Annotated in this window: 13 protein-coding genes and 1 riboswitch; of the genes, 8 read left to right on the top strand and 5 right to left on the bottom strand. The window is 70.2% G+C overall.

All coding sequences use genetic code 11. The features are described 5' to 3' along the window. Window positions 1–22: 22 nt before the first annotated feature. Complete coding sequence (locus ACZZ98_RS11860; protein ID WP_463516428.1) at window positions 23–1,510, bottom strand: NCS2 family permease; 1,488 nt, start codon at window positions 1,508–1,510, stop codon at window positions 23–25. Window positions 1,511–1,630: 120 nt separating this feature from the next. Between ACZZ98_RS11860 and ACZZ98_RS11865 the strand changes: the two genes are divergently transcribed. Next, window positions 1,631–2,083, top strand: coding sequence for a MarR family winged helix-turn-helix transcriptional regulator (locus tag ACZZ98_RS11865; RefSeq protein WP_463516429.1), 453 nt, complete (start codon window positions 1,631–1,633; stop codon window positions 2,081–2,083). After that, window positions 2,080–3,381 (top strand): MFS transporter, encoded by a 1,302-nt coding sequence (locus tag ACZZ98_RS11870; RefSeq protein WP_463516430.1) that lies wholly within the window; start codon window positions 2,080–2,082, stop codon window positions 3,379–3,381. Before ACZZ98_RS11865 ends, ACZZ98_RS11870 begins: the two co-directional genes overlap by 4 nt. 201 nt (window positions 3,382–3,582) lie before the next feature. On the opposite strand, the gene serC is transcribed toward ACZZ98_RS11870, so the two are convergent. After that, window positions 3,583–4,707: a phosphoserine transaminase gene (gene serC / locus ACZZ98_RS11875; protein ID WP_463516431.1), complete on the bottom strand. Its 1,125-nt coding sequence runs from the start codon at window positions 4,705–4,707 to the stop codon at window positions 3,583–3,585. A 197-nt stretch (window positions 4,708–4,904) separates the two neighbouring features. Here serC and ACZZ98_RS11880 point away from each other — a divergent pair, with 197 nt between their 5' ends. Next, complete coding sequence (locus ACZZ98_RS11880; protein WP_463516432.1) at window positions 4,905–5,360, top strand: hypothetical protein; 456 nt, start codon at window positions 4,905–4,907, stop codon at window positions 5,358–5,360. A gap of 70 nt (window positions 5,361–5,430) precedes the next feature. On the opposite strand, the gene ACZZ98_RS11885 is transcribed toward ACZZ98_RS11880, so the two are convergent. Together ACZZ98_RS11885 and ACZZ98_RS11890 are read right to left on the bottom strand one after the other, a co-directional pair. Continuing rightward, window positions 5,431–6,141 carry a citrate synthase gene (locus ACZZ98_RS11885; protein WP_463516433.1) on the bottom strand — a complete coding sequence of 237 codons (711 nt, stop codon included), beginning with the start codon at window positions 6,139–6,141 and terminating at the stop codon, window positions 5,431–5,433. After that, window positions 6,087–6,569 carry a citrate/2-methylcitrate synthase gene (locus ACZZ98_RS11890; protein WP_463517772.1) on the bottom strand — a complete coding sequence of 161 codons (483 nt, stop codon included), beginning with the start codon at window positions 6,567–6,569 and terminating at the stop codon, window positions 6,087–6,089. The genes ACZZ98_RS11885 and ACZZ98_RS11890 overlap by 55 nt, the downstream gene beginning before the upstream one ends. Before the next feature lie 143 nt (window positions 6,570–6,712). On the opposite strand from ACZZ98_RS11890, the gene ACZZ98_RS11895 reads away from it, so the two are divergent. From ACZZ98_RS11895 to ACZZ98_RS11915, 5 genes are all read left to right on the top strand, one after another. Beyond that, a complete protein-coding gene (locus tag ACZZ98_RS11895; RefSeq protein WP_463516434.1) occupies window positions 6,713–7,948 on the top strand; it encodes an MFS transporter in 1,236 nt (411 codons plus the stop codon). 15 nt (window positions 7,949–7,963) lie between these two features. Beyond that, the gene (locus ACZZ98_RS11900; protein ID WP_463516435.1) at window positions 7,964–8,671 is read left to right on the top strand and encodes a metal-dependent transcriptional regulator; all 708 of its coding nucleotides are present in this window, start codon (window positions 7,964–7,966) and stop codon (window positions 8,669–8,671) included. Window positions 8,672–8,906: 235 nt separating this feature from the next. Continuing rightward, the gene (locus ACZZ98_RS11905) at window positions 8,907–9,737 is read left to right on the top strand and encodes a hypothetical protein (RefSeq protein WP_463516436.1); all 831 of its coding nucleotides are present in this window, start codon (window positions 8,907–8,909) and stop codon (window positions 9,735–9,737) included. A gap of 201 nt (window positions 9,738–9,938) precedes the next feature. Continuing rightward, window positions 9,939–10,087, top strand: a riboswitch (cyclic di-AMP (ydaO/yuaA leader). Between the two features lie 2 nt (window positions 10,088–10,089). Then, window positions 10,090–10,965 (top strand): C40 family peptidase, encoded by an 876-nt coding sequence (locus tag ACZZ98_RS11910; RefSeq protein ID WP_463516437.1) that lies wholly within the window; start codon window positions 10,090–10,092, stop codon window positions 10,963–10,965. 108 nt (window positions 10,966–11,073) lie between these two features. Continuing rightward, complete coding sequence (locus ACZZ98_RS11915; protein ID WP_463516438.1) at window positions 11,074–11,658, top strand: DsbA family oxidoreductase; 585 nt, start codon at window positions 11,074–11,076, stop codon at window positions 11,656–11,658. Between the two features lie 6 nt (window positions 11,659–11,664). Here the strand turns inward: ACZZ98_RS11915 and ACZZ98_RS11920 are convergent, their stop codons facing one another. Continuing rightward, window positions 11,665–13,803, bottom strand: a complete 2,139-nt coding sequence (locus ACZZ98_RS11920) for a DEAD/DEAH box helicase (RefSeq protein ID WP_463516439.1) — start codon at window positions 13,801–13,803, stop codon at window positions 11,665–11,667. Between the last annotated feature and the right edge of the window lie 298 nt (window positions 13,804–14,101).

The raw sequence follows: 14,101 nt of genomic DNA on the forward strand, positions 1-14,101 counted from the left end.
GGCCTCAGACGCCTCCGACGCCTCAGACGCCGAGGGCGGTCTTGATCGGGTCGATCGCGAAGTAGAGGACGAAGAGTCCGGCGACGAGCCACATGAGCGGGTGGATCGCCGACACCTTGCCGCGCACGACCTTGATGAGGACGTAGGCGACGAAGCCGGCGCCGATGCCCGCCGTGATCGAGTACGTGAACGGCATGAGCACGATCGTGAGGAACGCCGGGATGGCGATCTCGACGTCGTCCCAGTCGATCTCCTTGACCTGCTGCATCATCAGGAAGCCGACGAGGACCAGTGCCGGGACGGCGGCCTCCGACGGGACGACCTGGATGAGCGGCGCGAAGACCATCGACGCGAGGAAGAGCAGGCCGGTCACGACGGATGCCAGGCCCGTGCGAGCGCCCTCGCCGACACCCGAGGCCGACTCGATGTAGCTCGTGTTCGACGAGACACCGGCTGCGCCACCGGCGGCGGCGGCGATGGAGTCGACGACGAGGATGCGGTTGGTGTTCGGCGGCAGACCGTCCTTGTCGAGGAGGTCGGCCTCGTGACCGATGGCGGTCATCGTGCCCATGGTGTCGAAGAAGTCGGCGAGCATGAGCGTGAAGATGAGCAGCGCGGCCGCGACGACGCCGACCGACTGGAACGAGCCGAGCAGCGAGAACTGTCCGACCGTCGCGAGGTCGGGGGAGTCGACGATCTTCTCGGGCAGCTTGGGGACGATGAGCCCCCACCCGGTGGGGTTGACCTTGTCGCCGGCGACCATGGGGCCGATCTTGGCGATGGCCTCGATGATGACCGCTAGCACGGTGGCGGCGATGATGGCGATGAGGATGGCGCCACGAACCTTGCGCACCCACAGCACGATGACCGTGATGAGGCCCGCGACGAAGACGAAGGTCGGCCAGCCGCCGAGGAAGCCGTCGACGCCGAGCTGGACCGGCACGGGGCCGTTGCCCGTGCGGCGCACGAACCCGGCGTCGACGAAGCCGATGAGTGCGATGAACAGTCCGATGCCGACCGAGATCGCGACCTTGAGCTGCCTGGGGACGGCGTGGAAGACCGCCTGCCGGAAGCCCGTGAGCACGAGCAGCAGGATGATGACGCCCTCGAGGACGACGAGGCCCATGGCATCGGCCCAGGTCATCTGTGACGCGACGGCGAAGGCGACGAAGGCGTTGAGCCCGAGCCCGGTGGCCAGCGCGAGCGGGAAGTTCGCGACGACACCCATGAGGATCGTCAGGAGTCCGGCGACGAGGGCGGTGCCGGCCGCGATGGCCGGCAGGTTGGAGCCGTCGCCGGGGCCGCCACCGAGGAAGTCCCCGTTGGCGTCCGGTGCGAAGCCGAGGATGAGCGGGTTGAGCACGACGATGTAGGCCATCGTGAAGAACGTCACGACCCCGCCGCGGACCTCGCGGCTGATCGTCGATCCGCGCTCGGAGATCTTGAAGTAGCGGTCGAACGCGGTGGACCCGGTGTGGCGCGGGTCGCCTGTGGTGGTGGCAGTCGGCATGCGCGAAACCCTAGCGACTGGAGGGGGCGGCCGGCATACAAAAGCCGCGCAGCGCGCGCCAGGAAATCTGGCAGCCGAGCTCGGAAATACTTAGCACAGGTAATGAGTTAGGCTAAGTACATGAGTGAACAACCGCCTTCGTATGCCGCCCTGCGGCCTGCCGCGGTGTCCTCCCTCGCCGGTGAGCTCCGGTTGGCCTGCATGCGGATCTCGCGCCGAGTGCGCTACGAGAGCACCGATGTCATTGCGCCACACCAGTTCTCGGCGATGTGTCGCCTTGAGGACGCCCCCGGTACGCCCGGTGAGCTGGCCGAGATCGAGCGCGTGAGCGCGCCCAGCATGACCCGCACGATCAACCGCCTCGTCGAGCTGGGCTACGTCGAGCGGGCTCCCGGCTCCAAGGACAAGCGTCAGATCATCCTCACCCTCACGCCCGAGGCCCGGCGGGTGCTCAAGGAGATCCGCCGCAAGCGGGACGCCTGGATGTCGGTTCGGGTGTCCCACCTCGACCCCGAGGAGCAGGCGGTCCTGCAGCGGGCCGCCGCGATCCTCACCCGGGTGGCCGCCGAATGAGCCCCACCTTCACCTCGTTCACCGAACGCAACTACCGGATCTACTACGCCGGCTCCTTCGTCTCCAACGTCGGCACGTGGATGGGGCGGGTCGCCCAGGACTGGCTCGTCCTCACCGAGCTGACCGACCACTCGAGCCAGGCCCTCGGCATCGTGACCGGCCTCCAGTTCCTGCCCTTCCTCCTCCTCGCCCCCTGGGCCGGCGCGATCGCCGACCGCTACCCCAAGCGGCAGATCCTCCTCGTCACCCAGGCGCTGCTCCTCGTCACCAGCCTCGTGCTCGCCGCGCTCGTCCTGGCGGATGTCGCAACCCTCTGGCAGGTCTATGCGATCGCCCTCACCCAGGGCGTCATCACCGCGGTCGACAACCCCGCCCGCCAGTCGTTCGTCTCCGAGATGGTCCCGCGAGACAAGCTCGCCAACGCGGTCGCGCTCAACAGCGCCAGCTTCAACGGTGGCCGGCTCATCGGTCCCGGCCTCGCCGGCCTGATGATCGCCACCGTCGGCACGGGATGGACCCTCCTCGTCAACGTGCTGACGTTCGTCTTCGTCCTCGTCGCGCTGTCGCTGTTGCGGGTGAGCGAGCTCATGCCTACACCCCTCACACGGGGCAAGGGCGCGATCCGGGACGGGATCCGCTACGTCCGCAACCGCCCGGACCTCAAGGTGGTCATGCTGCTCGTCTTCGTGCTGGGCACCTTCGGGATGAACTTCCAGGTGACGACGGCGCTCATGGCGACCCAGGAGTTCCACAAGGGACCCACCGAGTACGGCATCCTCGGCTCCATCATGGCGGTCGGCTCACTCACCGCCGCGCTGCTCAGTGCTCGTCGGGGCGAGCCCCGGCTGCGCGTCCTGCTCTTCGCTCTCGCGGGGTTCGTCGTGTCGACGGCGGCGGCGGCGCTGGCCCCGACCTACGAGCTGTTCGCCCTCGCGCTCGTCCCCGTCGGTCTGTCCGCGCTCACGGCGCTCACCACGGCCAACGCCATGGTGCAGCTGCGCACCGACCCGCTCGTGCGTGGTCGGGTCATGGCGCTCTACATGGCGATCTTCATGGGCGGCACACCGATCGGAGCGCCCATCATCGGCTGGATCGGCGAGGTCTGGGGTGCCCGCTGGACCATCGCCATCGGGCCGATCGCCATGGGCGGCACGCTCGTCGTCGTCCTGTGGTGGCTGGCGCGCAGGGAGAATGTCCGCGTGAGCTATGAGTCGCAGCGGTCCCCGCGCATCACCATCGAGACCGTCCCGACGGTGCGGGACACCGTCACCGAGCCCGCACCCGAGGCGGCTCGATGACGCCCGGCTTCCGCCGGCGGATGACCCTCGGCGTCCTCGCGATCGTCCTCCTCGTGGCGATCGCGTATGCCGTCCTGACCTGACCGCGTCCGCCGCCACCGTGGTGAGCGAGCCAGAAATGGGTGAGCCGACCACCCATGGGTGGTCGGCTCACCGACTTATGGCTCCGTCGCGCCGCTCATGGGCGCGCGGGACCCCGCCTCAGATGGCGGCGACCACGTGCTCGATGGAGGCGATGAGCTTGCTGACGTCCTCGGGGTCGACGGCCGGGAAGGTCGCCACACGCAGCTGGTTGCGACCGAGCTTGCGGTAGGGCTCGACGTCGACGACGCCATGCGCACGCAGGGTGGCCGCGATGACCGAGGCATCGACGGCGTCATCGAAGTCGATCGTCGTGACGACCTGGCTGCGTGCGGCGGGGTCCGCCACATAGGGCGTGGCGTAGTCGACCGACTCGGCCCACGTGTACAGGCGGTCGGACGAGTCCTTCGTCCGTGCCGTCGCCCAGTCGAGGCCACCCTGCGCGTTGAGCCACTGCACCTGGTTGTCGAGCAGCGCGAGCGTGCCCACGGCCGGGGTGTTGTAGGTCTGGTCCTTGCGGCTGTTGTCGATTGCTGTCGGCAGGCTGAAGAAGTCGGGCACCCACCGTCCCGACGCCGTGATCTCGTCGACACGGGCCAGCGCGGCGGGGGAGAAGAGGGCCAGCCAGAGCCCACCGTCGGCGGCGAAGCACTTCTGCGGGCCGAAGTAGTAGACGTCGGTCTCGGCGATGTCGACCGGCAGGCCACCGGCGCCAGAGGTGGCGTCGATGAGGACGAGAGCGTCGTCGGCGGCACCCTCGACGCGGCGCACGTCGGTCATGACACCGGTGCTCGTCTCGTTGTGCGCCCAGGCATAGACGTCGATGCCGTCCTCCGCCACGGCGGTGGGGCGGGTCCCGGGGTCGCTCTTGATGATCGAGGACTCGCCGAGGAACGGCGCGTTGGACGTCACCGCACCGAACTTGCTCGAGAACTCACCGAAGGCGAGGTGCTGCGCGCGCTCACGGACGAGGCCGAAGGCGGCGATGTCCCAGAACGCGGTCGCGCCACCGTTGCCGAGGACGACCTCGTAGCCCTCGGGAAGGGAGAAGAGGTCGGCGAGCCCGGAGCGCACCGACTTCACGAGGTTCTTGACCGGGGCCTGGCGGTGCGAGGTGCCCAGGACGGTGGAGCCCAGGGAAGCGAGGAACTCGACCTGCTCCGGGCGGACCTTGGAGGGTCCGGAGCCGAAACGGCCGTCAGCGGGAAGGAGGTCGGCAGGAATGGTGATCGCGGCGTCAGTCACCGGTGCAGTCTCCCGCACTCGGCAGGCGCACCCGGTGGAAGTTCACCCACCGGACGGCGTCTCACCGCACGGCGTCTCAGCGGACGTCGTCGGTGGTGCGACGCAGCGGAATCGCAGCGGTTCCGCAGTGCGCGTTCCTACGTTCTCACCCGCCGGCCGCCACACGGCGGCCCGCCAGGACGACCGAAGGATTCACCATGAAGTTCCGACTGCTCTCCGCCGCCGCAGCCACCACGGCGCTCGGTGCAGCCCTCGTCACGCTCGCTCCCAGCGCCTCTGCCGCGCCCTATGAGCTCACCGGCTGCGAGACCGGCGACCGCTTCCAGAAGTGCCTGCGCTTCTCCAACGGTGGGCTCGGTGCGGAGGCGACGATCCGGGACCTCGACGGAGGCACGAACTTCGACGTCCGGGTCAACGACATCCGCTACCAGCGCTGGAACGGTTCTGCGTGGGTCGACACGAAGCAGGCCGACGACGCGGACGGCTGGCACGACGTGAGCGACACCGCCCGTTCCCCGCAGGTGGGCCTCTGCAGCCCTCCCGGGCAGCGCATCAGGGCAGCCGTCGAGTTCTCGTGGCGTGCTCCGGACGGCACGGTGACGCTCCAGCAGGCCGTCACCGACGGCACGGCGAGGTTCCCCGAGTTCTGCTGAACGGACTCACGAACGCACGGCACGGCATTCCGGAGGGGTATGCCGTGCCGTTGTCGTCGGTGCGCGGGTCTCAGCCCTGGCGGAAGCCGGTGACCGACTCGATGCCCCGGGTCGCCTCACCGATGTAGCGCGAGCTCGGCCGGATGAGTCGCCCGGTCTGCTTCTGCTCGAGGACGTGCGCGCTCCAACCGGCCGTGCGGGCAGCCACGAAGAGCGGGGTCATCATGTCGCCGGGCACCTGGGCGAAGTCGAGCAGCACCGCCGCCCAGTAGTCGACGTTGGTCTCCATGACGCGATCGGGGTATCGCTCGGCCAGGGCGGCGATGGCGGCCTTCTCGAGCTCGACCGCGACCTCGTAGCGCGGGGCACCGAGGCGCTTGCAGGTGTCACGCAGCACGGCGGCTCGGGGGTCGTAGGCCCGGTAGACCCGGTGTCCGAAGCCCATGAGCCGCTCGCCGCGGTCCAGCACACCAGCCACGTATGCCGTGGCGTCACCGCTGCGTTCGACGCCCTCGATCATGTGCTGGGCGCGAGACGGAGCACCACCGTGGAGCGGCCCGGACAGGGCGCCGATCGCGCCGGACAGACAGGCCGCCACGTCGGCGCCGGTCGAGGCGATGACCCGGGCGGTGAACGTCGAGGCGTTCATGCCGTGCTCGGCGGCGGAGATGAAGTAGGCGTCGATGGCCTCGACGTGCGCGGGGTCGGGCTCGCCGCGCCACCGGATCATGAAGCGCTCGACGATGGTGCGCCCCCGGTCGACCTGGCTCTGGGGGACCATGGGCGAGCTTGGCCGTGAGCGGACTGCGCGATGAACGACAGGGCCATGACCGAGGCGCGAGCCAGGTTGTCGCGGGCCTCGGTGGCGTCGATGTCGAGCAGTGGCTTGAAGCCCCAGACCGGCGCGAGCTGGGCGAGCGATGACTGCACGTCGACCCGGATGTCGCCGGTGTGCACCGGGAGCGGGAAGGGCTCGGCCGGCGGCAGCCCAGGGTCGAACTCGTTGTCGACGAGCAGACCCCACACCTGACCGAAGCTCACCCGACCGACGAGGTCCTTGATGTCGACGCCGCGGTAGCGGAGCGCCCCACCCTCCTTGTCGGGTTCGGCGATGCGCGACTCGAAGGCGACCACGCCCTCCAGGCCGGGCCGGAAGTCGGGATCAGGGCCAGCCTCGCGGGCAGCGGCGGGCTGGGCGTTCTGGGACATCGATGTCACAAGTTCCCTCGTCTCGGGTCCATCCGGTGTCGGGCAGCAACATTGTGCACTCCGACGCTCGGGCGGTGGGGCAGGTGTGGAGATCGCCCGGGTGATCCGTCGGTTGCCGACACCGCCCGTGTCAGGGTGGGGACGTGTCCGTCGCCGACGACTTCTCGTTGCGCAGCATCGCGCTGCCGGCGTTCGGGCCGACGGCGGTCTGGTCGGTCGGCGTCGGTGCGGCCGTCCCGGTCGTGGCGCTGAGCGCCCGAGACCTCGGGGCGAGCATCGCCCTGGCGGCGGCGTTCGTCCTCATCGAGGGCCTCTCGGCCTTCGTCTCGTCGCTGCCGGCCGGCTCACTCGTGGCGCGCATCGGTGAGCGGCGGGCCCTCGCCGGCGCCGCCGTCGTCGACGCCCTCGGAGCAGCGCTCGCGGTCGTGGCGCCGAACCTGTGGGTGCTCGGTGTCGCCATTGGCCTCATGGGCATGACGGGTTCGGTCTTCCTCCTTGCCCGGCAGTCGTGGCTCACGGCTCGGGCACCCGTGCGGATCCGCGCCCGCGCCATGTCGACGATGGGGGGCGTGCAACGCGTCGGCCTCTTCGTCGGCCCCTTCATCGCCGCGCCCCTCATCCACGTCTGGGGGACACAGGCGGGGTATGCCGTGGCCGTCGCCGCAGGTCTCTTGGCTGCGGTCTGGGCGTGGTTCGGCCTTCGGGACCACGACGACGCGGACGGCCGGGTGCCGGACGGCGACGGCACGGTCTCCGGGGCACGAGGACGCGTCAGCCTGCTCGACGTCGTGCGCGGTCACCGGCGCGTGCTCCTGACGATCGGGGCAGGAGTCGTGCTCATCGGTGCCGCCCGGCAGGGGAGGTTCGTCATCGTGCCGCTCTGGGCGGAGTCGGTGGGGATCACCGACAGCCAGACCGCGCTGCTCTTCGGGATCGCCGGTGGCGCCGAGGTCCTGCTCTTCTATCCGGCAGGTTCGGTCATGGACCGGTTCGGTCGCGTGTGGGTGGCCGTGCCCTTCCTCGTGGTGCTCGGGGTCGGGATGGTGCTGCTGCCGCTGTCGCACAGCTTCGCGGCGGTGGCCGTGGTCTCGACCGTCATGGGGGTGGGAAACGGACTCGGTTCGGGCATCGTCCAGACGCTCGGGGCCGACGCCGCCCCTGTCGTCGGCCGCGCACAGTTCCTCGCCGCCTGGCGCTTCCTCTCGCTTCTCGGGCAGAACGGCGCTCCGCTCCTCGTCAGCGGAGTGACCCTCTTCGCCAGCCTGGGTGCCTCCTCCGTCGTCCTCGGGCTGCTCGTGCTGGGAGGCGCGCCGTGGCTGGCACGGTGGCTCCCGGCATACGATCCGCGCCGCAAGGCGGTCAACCCTGTCGGAACGTGATGAGAGAATGGATGCGTGACCGATCTCATCGACACCACGGAGATGTACCTCCGCACGATCTTCGAGCTGGAAGAAGAGGGCATCACGCCGCTGCGCGCCCGCATCGCCGAGCGGCTGGGGCACTCCGGCCCGACCGTCTCGCAGACCGTGGCCCGCATGGAGCGTGACGGGCTGCTCGCCGTCGCGGGCGACCGACACCTCGAGCTGTCGGTCGAGGGCCGCCGTCTCGCCACGCGGGTCATGCGCAAGCACCGCATCGCCGAGCGGCTCCTCGTGGACGTCATCGGCCTCGAGTGGGAGTACGTCCACGAGGAGGCGTGCCGGTGGGAGCACGTCATGTCCGACCGGGTCGAGATCAAGATCCTCGGGCTGCTCGCCGACCACGCGGAGTCCCCCTACGGCAACCCGATCCCAGGCCTCGACGAGTTCGGTGAGGCGCTGGGTGAGGACTTCCGTCTGGGCCTGTCGACGCTGAGCGAGGTCGCCGGCACGGTGCCGATCACGGTGACCGTGCGCCGGATCGGTGAGCCCGCCCAGGTCGACCACGAGGCCCTGGGTCTCATCACCGCCGCTGGCCTCCTGCCCGGCCAGCTCGCGGTCGTGCGCCGTGAGGGCACCCGGGTCATCGCCGCCCTCGCCGGAGCCGACGAGTCCACCGGGGTCTCGCTGCCGCACGACATCGCCTCGCACGTCTTCGTGGCCCGCGCCGCAGCGCCCGTCTGACCCTCGGACCCACCTCTCGCACGCGGCTGGATGAGCGCGGCCCGGCGGCCTGGGTGCCGTCGTGGATCCGGCGCGCCCGTTACCGGAATGTGACTTTGGGGGAGGGCGCCGTTACCGTGGGGTCATCCCTGATCCACCCGAGAGGTTCTCGTTCGTGATTTCCCCTGTGTCCCGTCCCGGTCGACGACGCGCTTCTGAGCGCGGTCGGCTCCCCGATCTCCGCTCGTTCTCGTCGATGTCCCGCCCCACCATGCTCAAGGGCCTCGTCGGCCTGGGCCTGGCCACCAGCATCGCGGCTGCGCTGGCCATCCCCGTCCAGGCAGACCCGCCCCAGGTCGAGCTGTCAGGTCAGACCTCGGCACTCGTGGCTCGCGATCGCGCCGACTCCGTGGCCGGCACCACGTCGCGCAGCTCGGGCCGCACGGCGGTCGCCGGTGCCACCTCCGTGACGGCGCCGGCCGTCGCCGACAGCGTCAAGGTCGCGGCCGGTCCCATCGGTGTCACCGCGGTGGCCAAGCCCAAGCCGAAGCCGAAGCCGAAGCCCGAGCCCAAGGCCGTCGAGACGCCCGAGAAGGCCGAGACGCCCGAGAGGGCTGAGAGGGCCGAGGAGAGCGAGACCTCCGAGTCGTCCGAGGCGTCCTCGCAGGAGGAGTCGAAGTCGTCGACCTCGTCGTCCTCGTCGCGGTCGTCGAGGTCGACCTCGTCCGTCCCCTCGGGTGTCGGCTCCGGTGAGTACGTCGGCTGGTGCAGCGACAAGGGCCTGGGCAGCAACGCCTCCACGGTGTGCTCGGCGGTTCGCTCCAACTTCGGCATCACCAGCATCGGTGGCTACCGCGCAGGTGCGGGCGACCATGGCAGCGGCCGTGCGGTCGATGTCATGGTGTCCGGGTCCACGGGTGACTCCGTCGCCCAATGGGCCGTCAACAACATGGGCAGGCTCGACATCACCTACGTGATCTGGAAGCAGCGCATCTGGCTCGCCGGCGCCTCCGGCTGGCGGTCCATGGACGACCGTGGGTCGGTGACGGCCAACCACTACGACCACGTGCACATCTCGGTCGAGTGACCTGAGCCGACGTCCGAGGGCGGCGGGACCTCAACGGGTCCTGCCGCCCTCGTCGTGTGCCCAGACGCGGCGGTCTCCGCTCACGTTCCGGGCGCCGTGACCCAAACGTGACTTCGGCCGGGGAATTGGGTACCGTGGCCACGACTCATCTCCCCCTGGGGTGAGTCGTCGCGACGGATTTGCCGAGTCCTGTCACCGTCGTCGACTGCATCGCAATCCGCTTGACAGGAGCGGGGGACCCAATTCTGGGGCGACCACTGGTCGCTCCTTGGGGTTAAGTCAGTTCCGACTGACCGGGCAGAACCTCCGTCCGAACCCGACAGCTCACCCCGTAGGCACCGAGAGGTTCACCGTGGCTCACTCCACCCCTGGGCGTCACCGCACGCCCGGACGACACAACCCTGTCGCCGAACTGTCCGTCATCGCCTCGCGCGCCGGTGCGACCGGCGCCAAGGCCACCGCGGTGCTCGCAGCCTCGGGTGGCCTGGTGGCGGCGTTCGCCCTCCCGGCCTCCGCTGCCCCCGACACGGCCCAGCAGGTGAGCAGCAGCCCTCCCGCAGCCCCGGCTGTCGCTCCGGCCGCCCCGGCCATCAGCGCCCCCCTGGCCGCTGCGCCGGTCGTGGCCCAGGCCGTCGGTGTCACCGGCGTCACGGTCATCGCGAAGCCGAGGCCCAAGCCCAAGCCGCGTCCGCAGCCCGTCGTGCGTGAGGAAGAGCCCCGCGAGAGCCGCCTCGTCGCGGACGGCGAACGCAGCGAGCGCTCCGAGACCACGCAGCGCTCGACGAGGACGCGCACCACGCCGACGACGAGCCGGTCCTCCTCTCGCACGCGCGTCACCGCTCCCACGAAGTCCCCGAGCGCCCCGGCCCCGAGCTCGACGTCGACGAGCAGCAAGTCCTCGAGCCAGGTCGTCAACATCGCTCGTGGCCTCCTCGGCATCGCCTACGTCTACGGCGGCAGCACCCCGGCCGGCTTCGACTGCTCGGGCTTCACCCAGTACGTCTACAACAAGGCCGGGATCTCCATCCCTCGCACCGCGTCCGCCCAGCAGCGCGCCGCGACCCGCGTGTCGAGCCCTCGCCCCGGCGACCTCGTGTTCTACGGCAGCCCCGCCTACCACGTCGGCATCTTCACCGGTGGCGACATGATGATCGACTCGCCCCGCACCGGGAAGTCGACGAGCGAGCGCAACATGTGGGGCACCCCCACCGGCTTCGGCCGCTTCTGAGCAGGCCAGGTCGTCCTCGACAGGTGACCGTCCGGCATACGCCAGATCGAACGCCCCTGGGCCCTCGCGGGAACGGGGGCGTTCGTCGTCATGTGGAACAGTTGGTGCATGACCGACCTCGTTCTTGGCCTGTGGGGTGACGTCACCGACCCGTGGTCCTACGTCGCGAAGCATCGCGTCGAAGCGGCCGTCGCGGTGTCCGAACGTCCCGCAGACATCGTCCTCATCCACCACGCCTTCCTCGCCGGTCCGGTGCCCCCTGACGAGCTCGAGCGAGCGGCCATCGCGTGCCGACCGGATGGCATCGACATCACCGTGACGAGCCCTCCCACGGCCGACACCACGGATGCGCACCGCCTCGTCGCGCTGGGTCTCGCGCTCGGTGGCCCTGCGCTCCAGGGCGCTGTCCTCGAGCGACTGTATGCCGCCGTGTTCACCGAGGGACTCGACGTGGGTTCATCACGGGTCCTGCAACGTCTCGCGGCGGAGGCCGGCCTCGACGAGCATCGGGTGGGGGACCTGCTCGCCTCGTCCGAGCGTTCGGCGGAGGTGGCGGCCGATGTCGCGGCGGCGCAGGCGAGTGGCATCGTGTCGACGCCTCACTTCGTCGTCGGTGAGGACAGCCGCCTCAGTGGTCCGGCGAGCATCGAGGCCTACGCGCTGCTCATCAGTCAGGCCATCGCGGACCGGTGACCGGCGTCAGTGCTCGGCGGCCTGCAACGCCTCGGTCAGCATCGACATGAGCGCCTCGAGCTGCACGTCGGCCGAGGAGCCGATCTCCTCGTCCGAACCATCCAGGGCGCGGGCGGCGAGCCCCGCCTTGTCGTCGATGAGCTGAGCCAGCCTGGAGTCGATCGTCTGGGCGGCGATGATCCGCCACGCGGTGACCGGTTCGGTCTGGCCGATGCGGTGCACCCGGTCGATGGCCTGCGTCTGCTCCGCCGAGGTCCAGGACAGCTCGGCCAGCACGACGTTCGAGGCGACCTGGAGGTTGAGACCCACCCCGGCCGCGGTGAGCGAGCACACGACGACGGCGACGTCGGGGTCGGTGAGGAACGCCTCGATGTTGGCCTTGCGCACCTTGGGCGTCTGGTCGCCGCGGATCGACGCGTAGCCGACGCCCCGCCTGGCGAAGGTCTGCTCGGCCGTGTCCATGACGTCGACGTGCTTGGCGAAGAGGACCACCTTGCCGACGCTCCGGGCGAGCTGGGCGGCGTAGTCGGCGGCCAGGCCGGCCTTGGCCTGCCCGATCCGGCGCATCACCGTGAACACGTTGTCGCCGGTCTTGGCCGAGCCGGCGTTCTTGCGCTCCCACTCGGCGACCCGACGGACGAGGTCGTGGTCGATGCCCTCGCCCACCGGAGCGGTCTTGCGGGCCGCCAGCGTCGACTCGTAGCGGGCGACCAAGCGACGGGTCAGCTCCTCCTCCGCGGCGCGGATCGAGCGGCTGGCCTCGTCGTCGAGCTCCACCGGCAGGTCGGCGACGCGACGGGCGGGGATGTCGGACGCGACGTCGATCTTGCGGCGTCGCACGATGCCGAGGTCGATGACGCTGGTGCGCGCGGCGGCATAGAAGCCGGGGTCGGCGGGCGTCAGGCCGGTCTCCTCGAGGGCGGCCATGAGCTCGTGCCTGGGCTTCTTGGCCTCGATCCATCCCAGGAACTGCCAGATCGCCCTGAAGTCCTCGATGTCGTTGATCAGCGGCGTGCCGGTGAGGGCCATGAACAGCGCGTTGCTCGTGCGCGCCCGAATGCGCTCGGACACCTCGAGGACGTGCTGCGAGCGCTGCGAGGACTTGTTCTTGATGAAGTGCGCCTCGTCGACGACCATCCCGCGGAAGCCGTGGTTCCCGAGCCAGCCCACGTGCCGGTCGAGGATCTCGTAGTTGACGATGACGATGTCGGCGAAGCCGTCGATGGACTCGCCGTCGCCATGGATGACCGTGGCGGCCCGACGCGGGGTCCAGAGCGCGGCCTCGTGCGCCCAGTTGGCCTTGACGACGTTGGGGACCACGACGAGCAGCGGGAAGGCGTTGGCCGCGTCGGCGGCGAGCAGCGCCTGCGCGGTCTTGCCCAGACCCGGTTCGTCGGCGAGGAGGAAGGTGCGGTGGCCCGCCGCTGCGGCTGCCACGACCTGGGCCTGGTGGTGCATGAGCTCGAGGTCCTTGATGCCGTGCACGACAGCAGCCGGCTCGGGCAGCGGCATGCACGTGGCGTCGCCGCCGTACTCGAACGCGCGGAACAGCGGGTTGAGCAGCTCCCAGTCACCGAGCCGGTTCGTCGTCGGACGACGGGTCTGGACGGACGAGAAGTCCGGCGCGAGGAAGGGGTTCGCGAGCTGGCGGGCGATGACGGTCTGCGGGACGACCCGGCGCGGGGCGGGTGCGCCGAAGTCAGCAGGCGCCGGCGGTTCGGGCTCGGGCTCTGGCTCGGGCTCCTGCCCGCTGGCTCTGAGGAGGTCGTTCTTGAGGCTCTTGGCCGAGTAGGACACGTCGGCCCCGTCGGCCAGCAGGGCCAGCAGCGAGGTGTCGCGGGCCGCCATCTTGGCAAGGATCGTGGCGATGCCGTCGAGCCGGGTGAGCGCGCCGGTCCGCTGCGCCTCCGAGATGGCGGTGTCTGCCTTGACCCGGGCGCGTTCCTCGCGCATGAGCAGGGCGACGACCTGGTATGCCGTGCGACCGCTGGGCTTGACCTTGCCGCCGCGCGCGGCGGCTTCGACCTGCCGGATGGTCTTGGCGAGGACGGGGATGATGCCCTCGGCGTCACGGGCGCGGGGGCGCCGCTGGTCGCGCGTCGTGGTGCGCTGCGCGCCAGCGCGGCGGGGAGCTCGCTGTGCCAAGCGGTTCCTTCTCCTGAGTCGGACAGGGTGGGGTGCGCCGAAGTCGGCGCCGGGTCCACCGGGCGTGAGGCGACGTGGCCATGCCGAGAGGACGGCGACTGCGGCCAACGTGCATGCGTGCCGGGGTCGATCCTTGGCCCCGGTGTCGCGGTGCGTCCTCGCCGAGCGGCGGGACACAGGGTCAAGAGTACGTGCTGCGACGCGGAAACGGGCACTTCGTCGGCTCGGCCGGGGGGCGTGGCCCTGAAGGGCTATCCCGAAGACCGATGACCGCGAGTAGGTTCGGTGCCGCAACCGT

The organism is Knoellia sp. AC549 (assembly GCF_979258975.1).

Bases quoted from the DNA above. Each gene is read 5' to 3' on its own strand.
- ACZZ98_RS11905 (WP_463516436.1), top strand. From the start codon at position 8,907: ATGTCCCGCCCCACCATGCTCAAGGGCCTCGTCGGCCTGGGCCTGGCC.
- ACZZ98_RS11885 (WP_463516433.1), bottom strand. From the start codon at position 6,141: ATGGTCCCCCAGAGCCAGGTCGACCGGGGGCGCACCATCGTCGAGCGC.
- ACZZ98_RS11860 (WP_463516428.1), bottom strand. From the start codon at position 1,510: ATGCCGACTGCCACCACCACAGGCGACCCGCGCCACACCGGGTCCACC.
- ACZZ98_RS11915 (WP_463516438.1), top strand. From the start codon at position 11,074: ATGACCGACCTCGTTCTTGGCCTGTGGGGTGACGTCACCGACCCGTGG.
- ACZZ98_RS11890 (WP_463517772.1), bottom strand. From the start codon at position 6,569: ATGTCCCAGAACGCCCAGCCCGCCGCTGCCCGCGAGGCTGGCCCTGAT.
- ACZZ98_RS11865 (WP_463516429.1), top strand. From the start codon at position 1,631: ATGAGTGAACAACCGCCTTCGTATGCCGCCCTGCGGCCTGCCGCGGTG.
- ACZZ98_RS11870 (WP_463516430.1), top strand. From the start codon at position 2,080: ATGAGCCCCACCTTCACCTCGTTCACCGAACGCAACTACCGGATCTAC.
- ACZZ98_RS11880 (WP_463516432.1), top strand. From the start codon at position 4,905: ATGAAGTTCCGACTGCTCTCCGCCGCCGCAGCCACCACGGCGCTCGGT.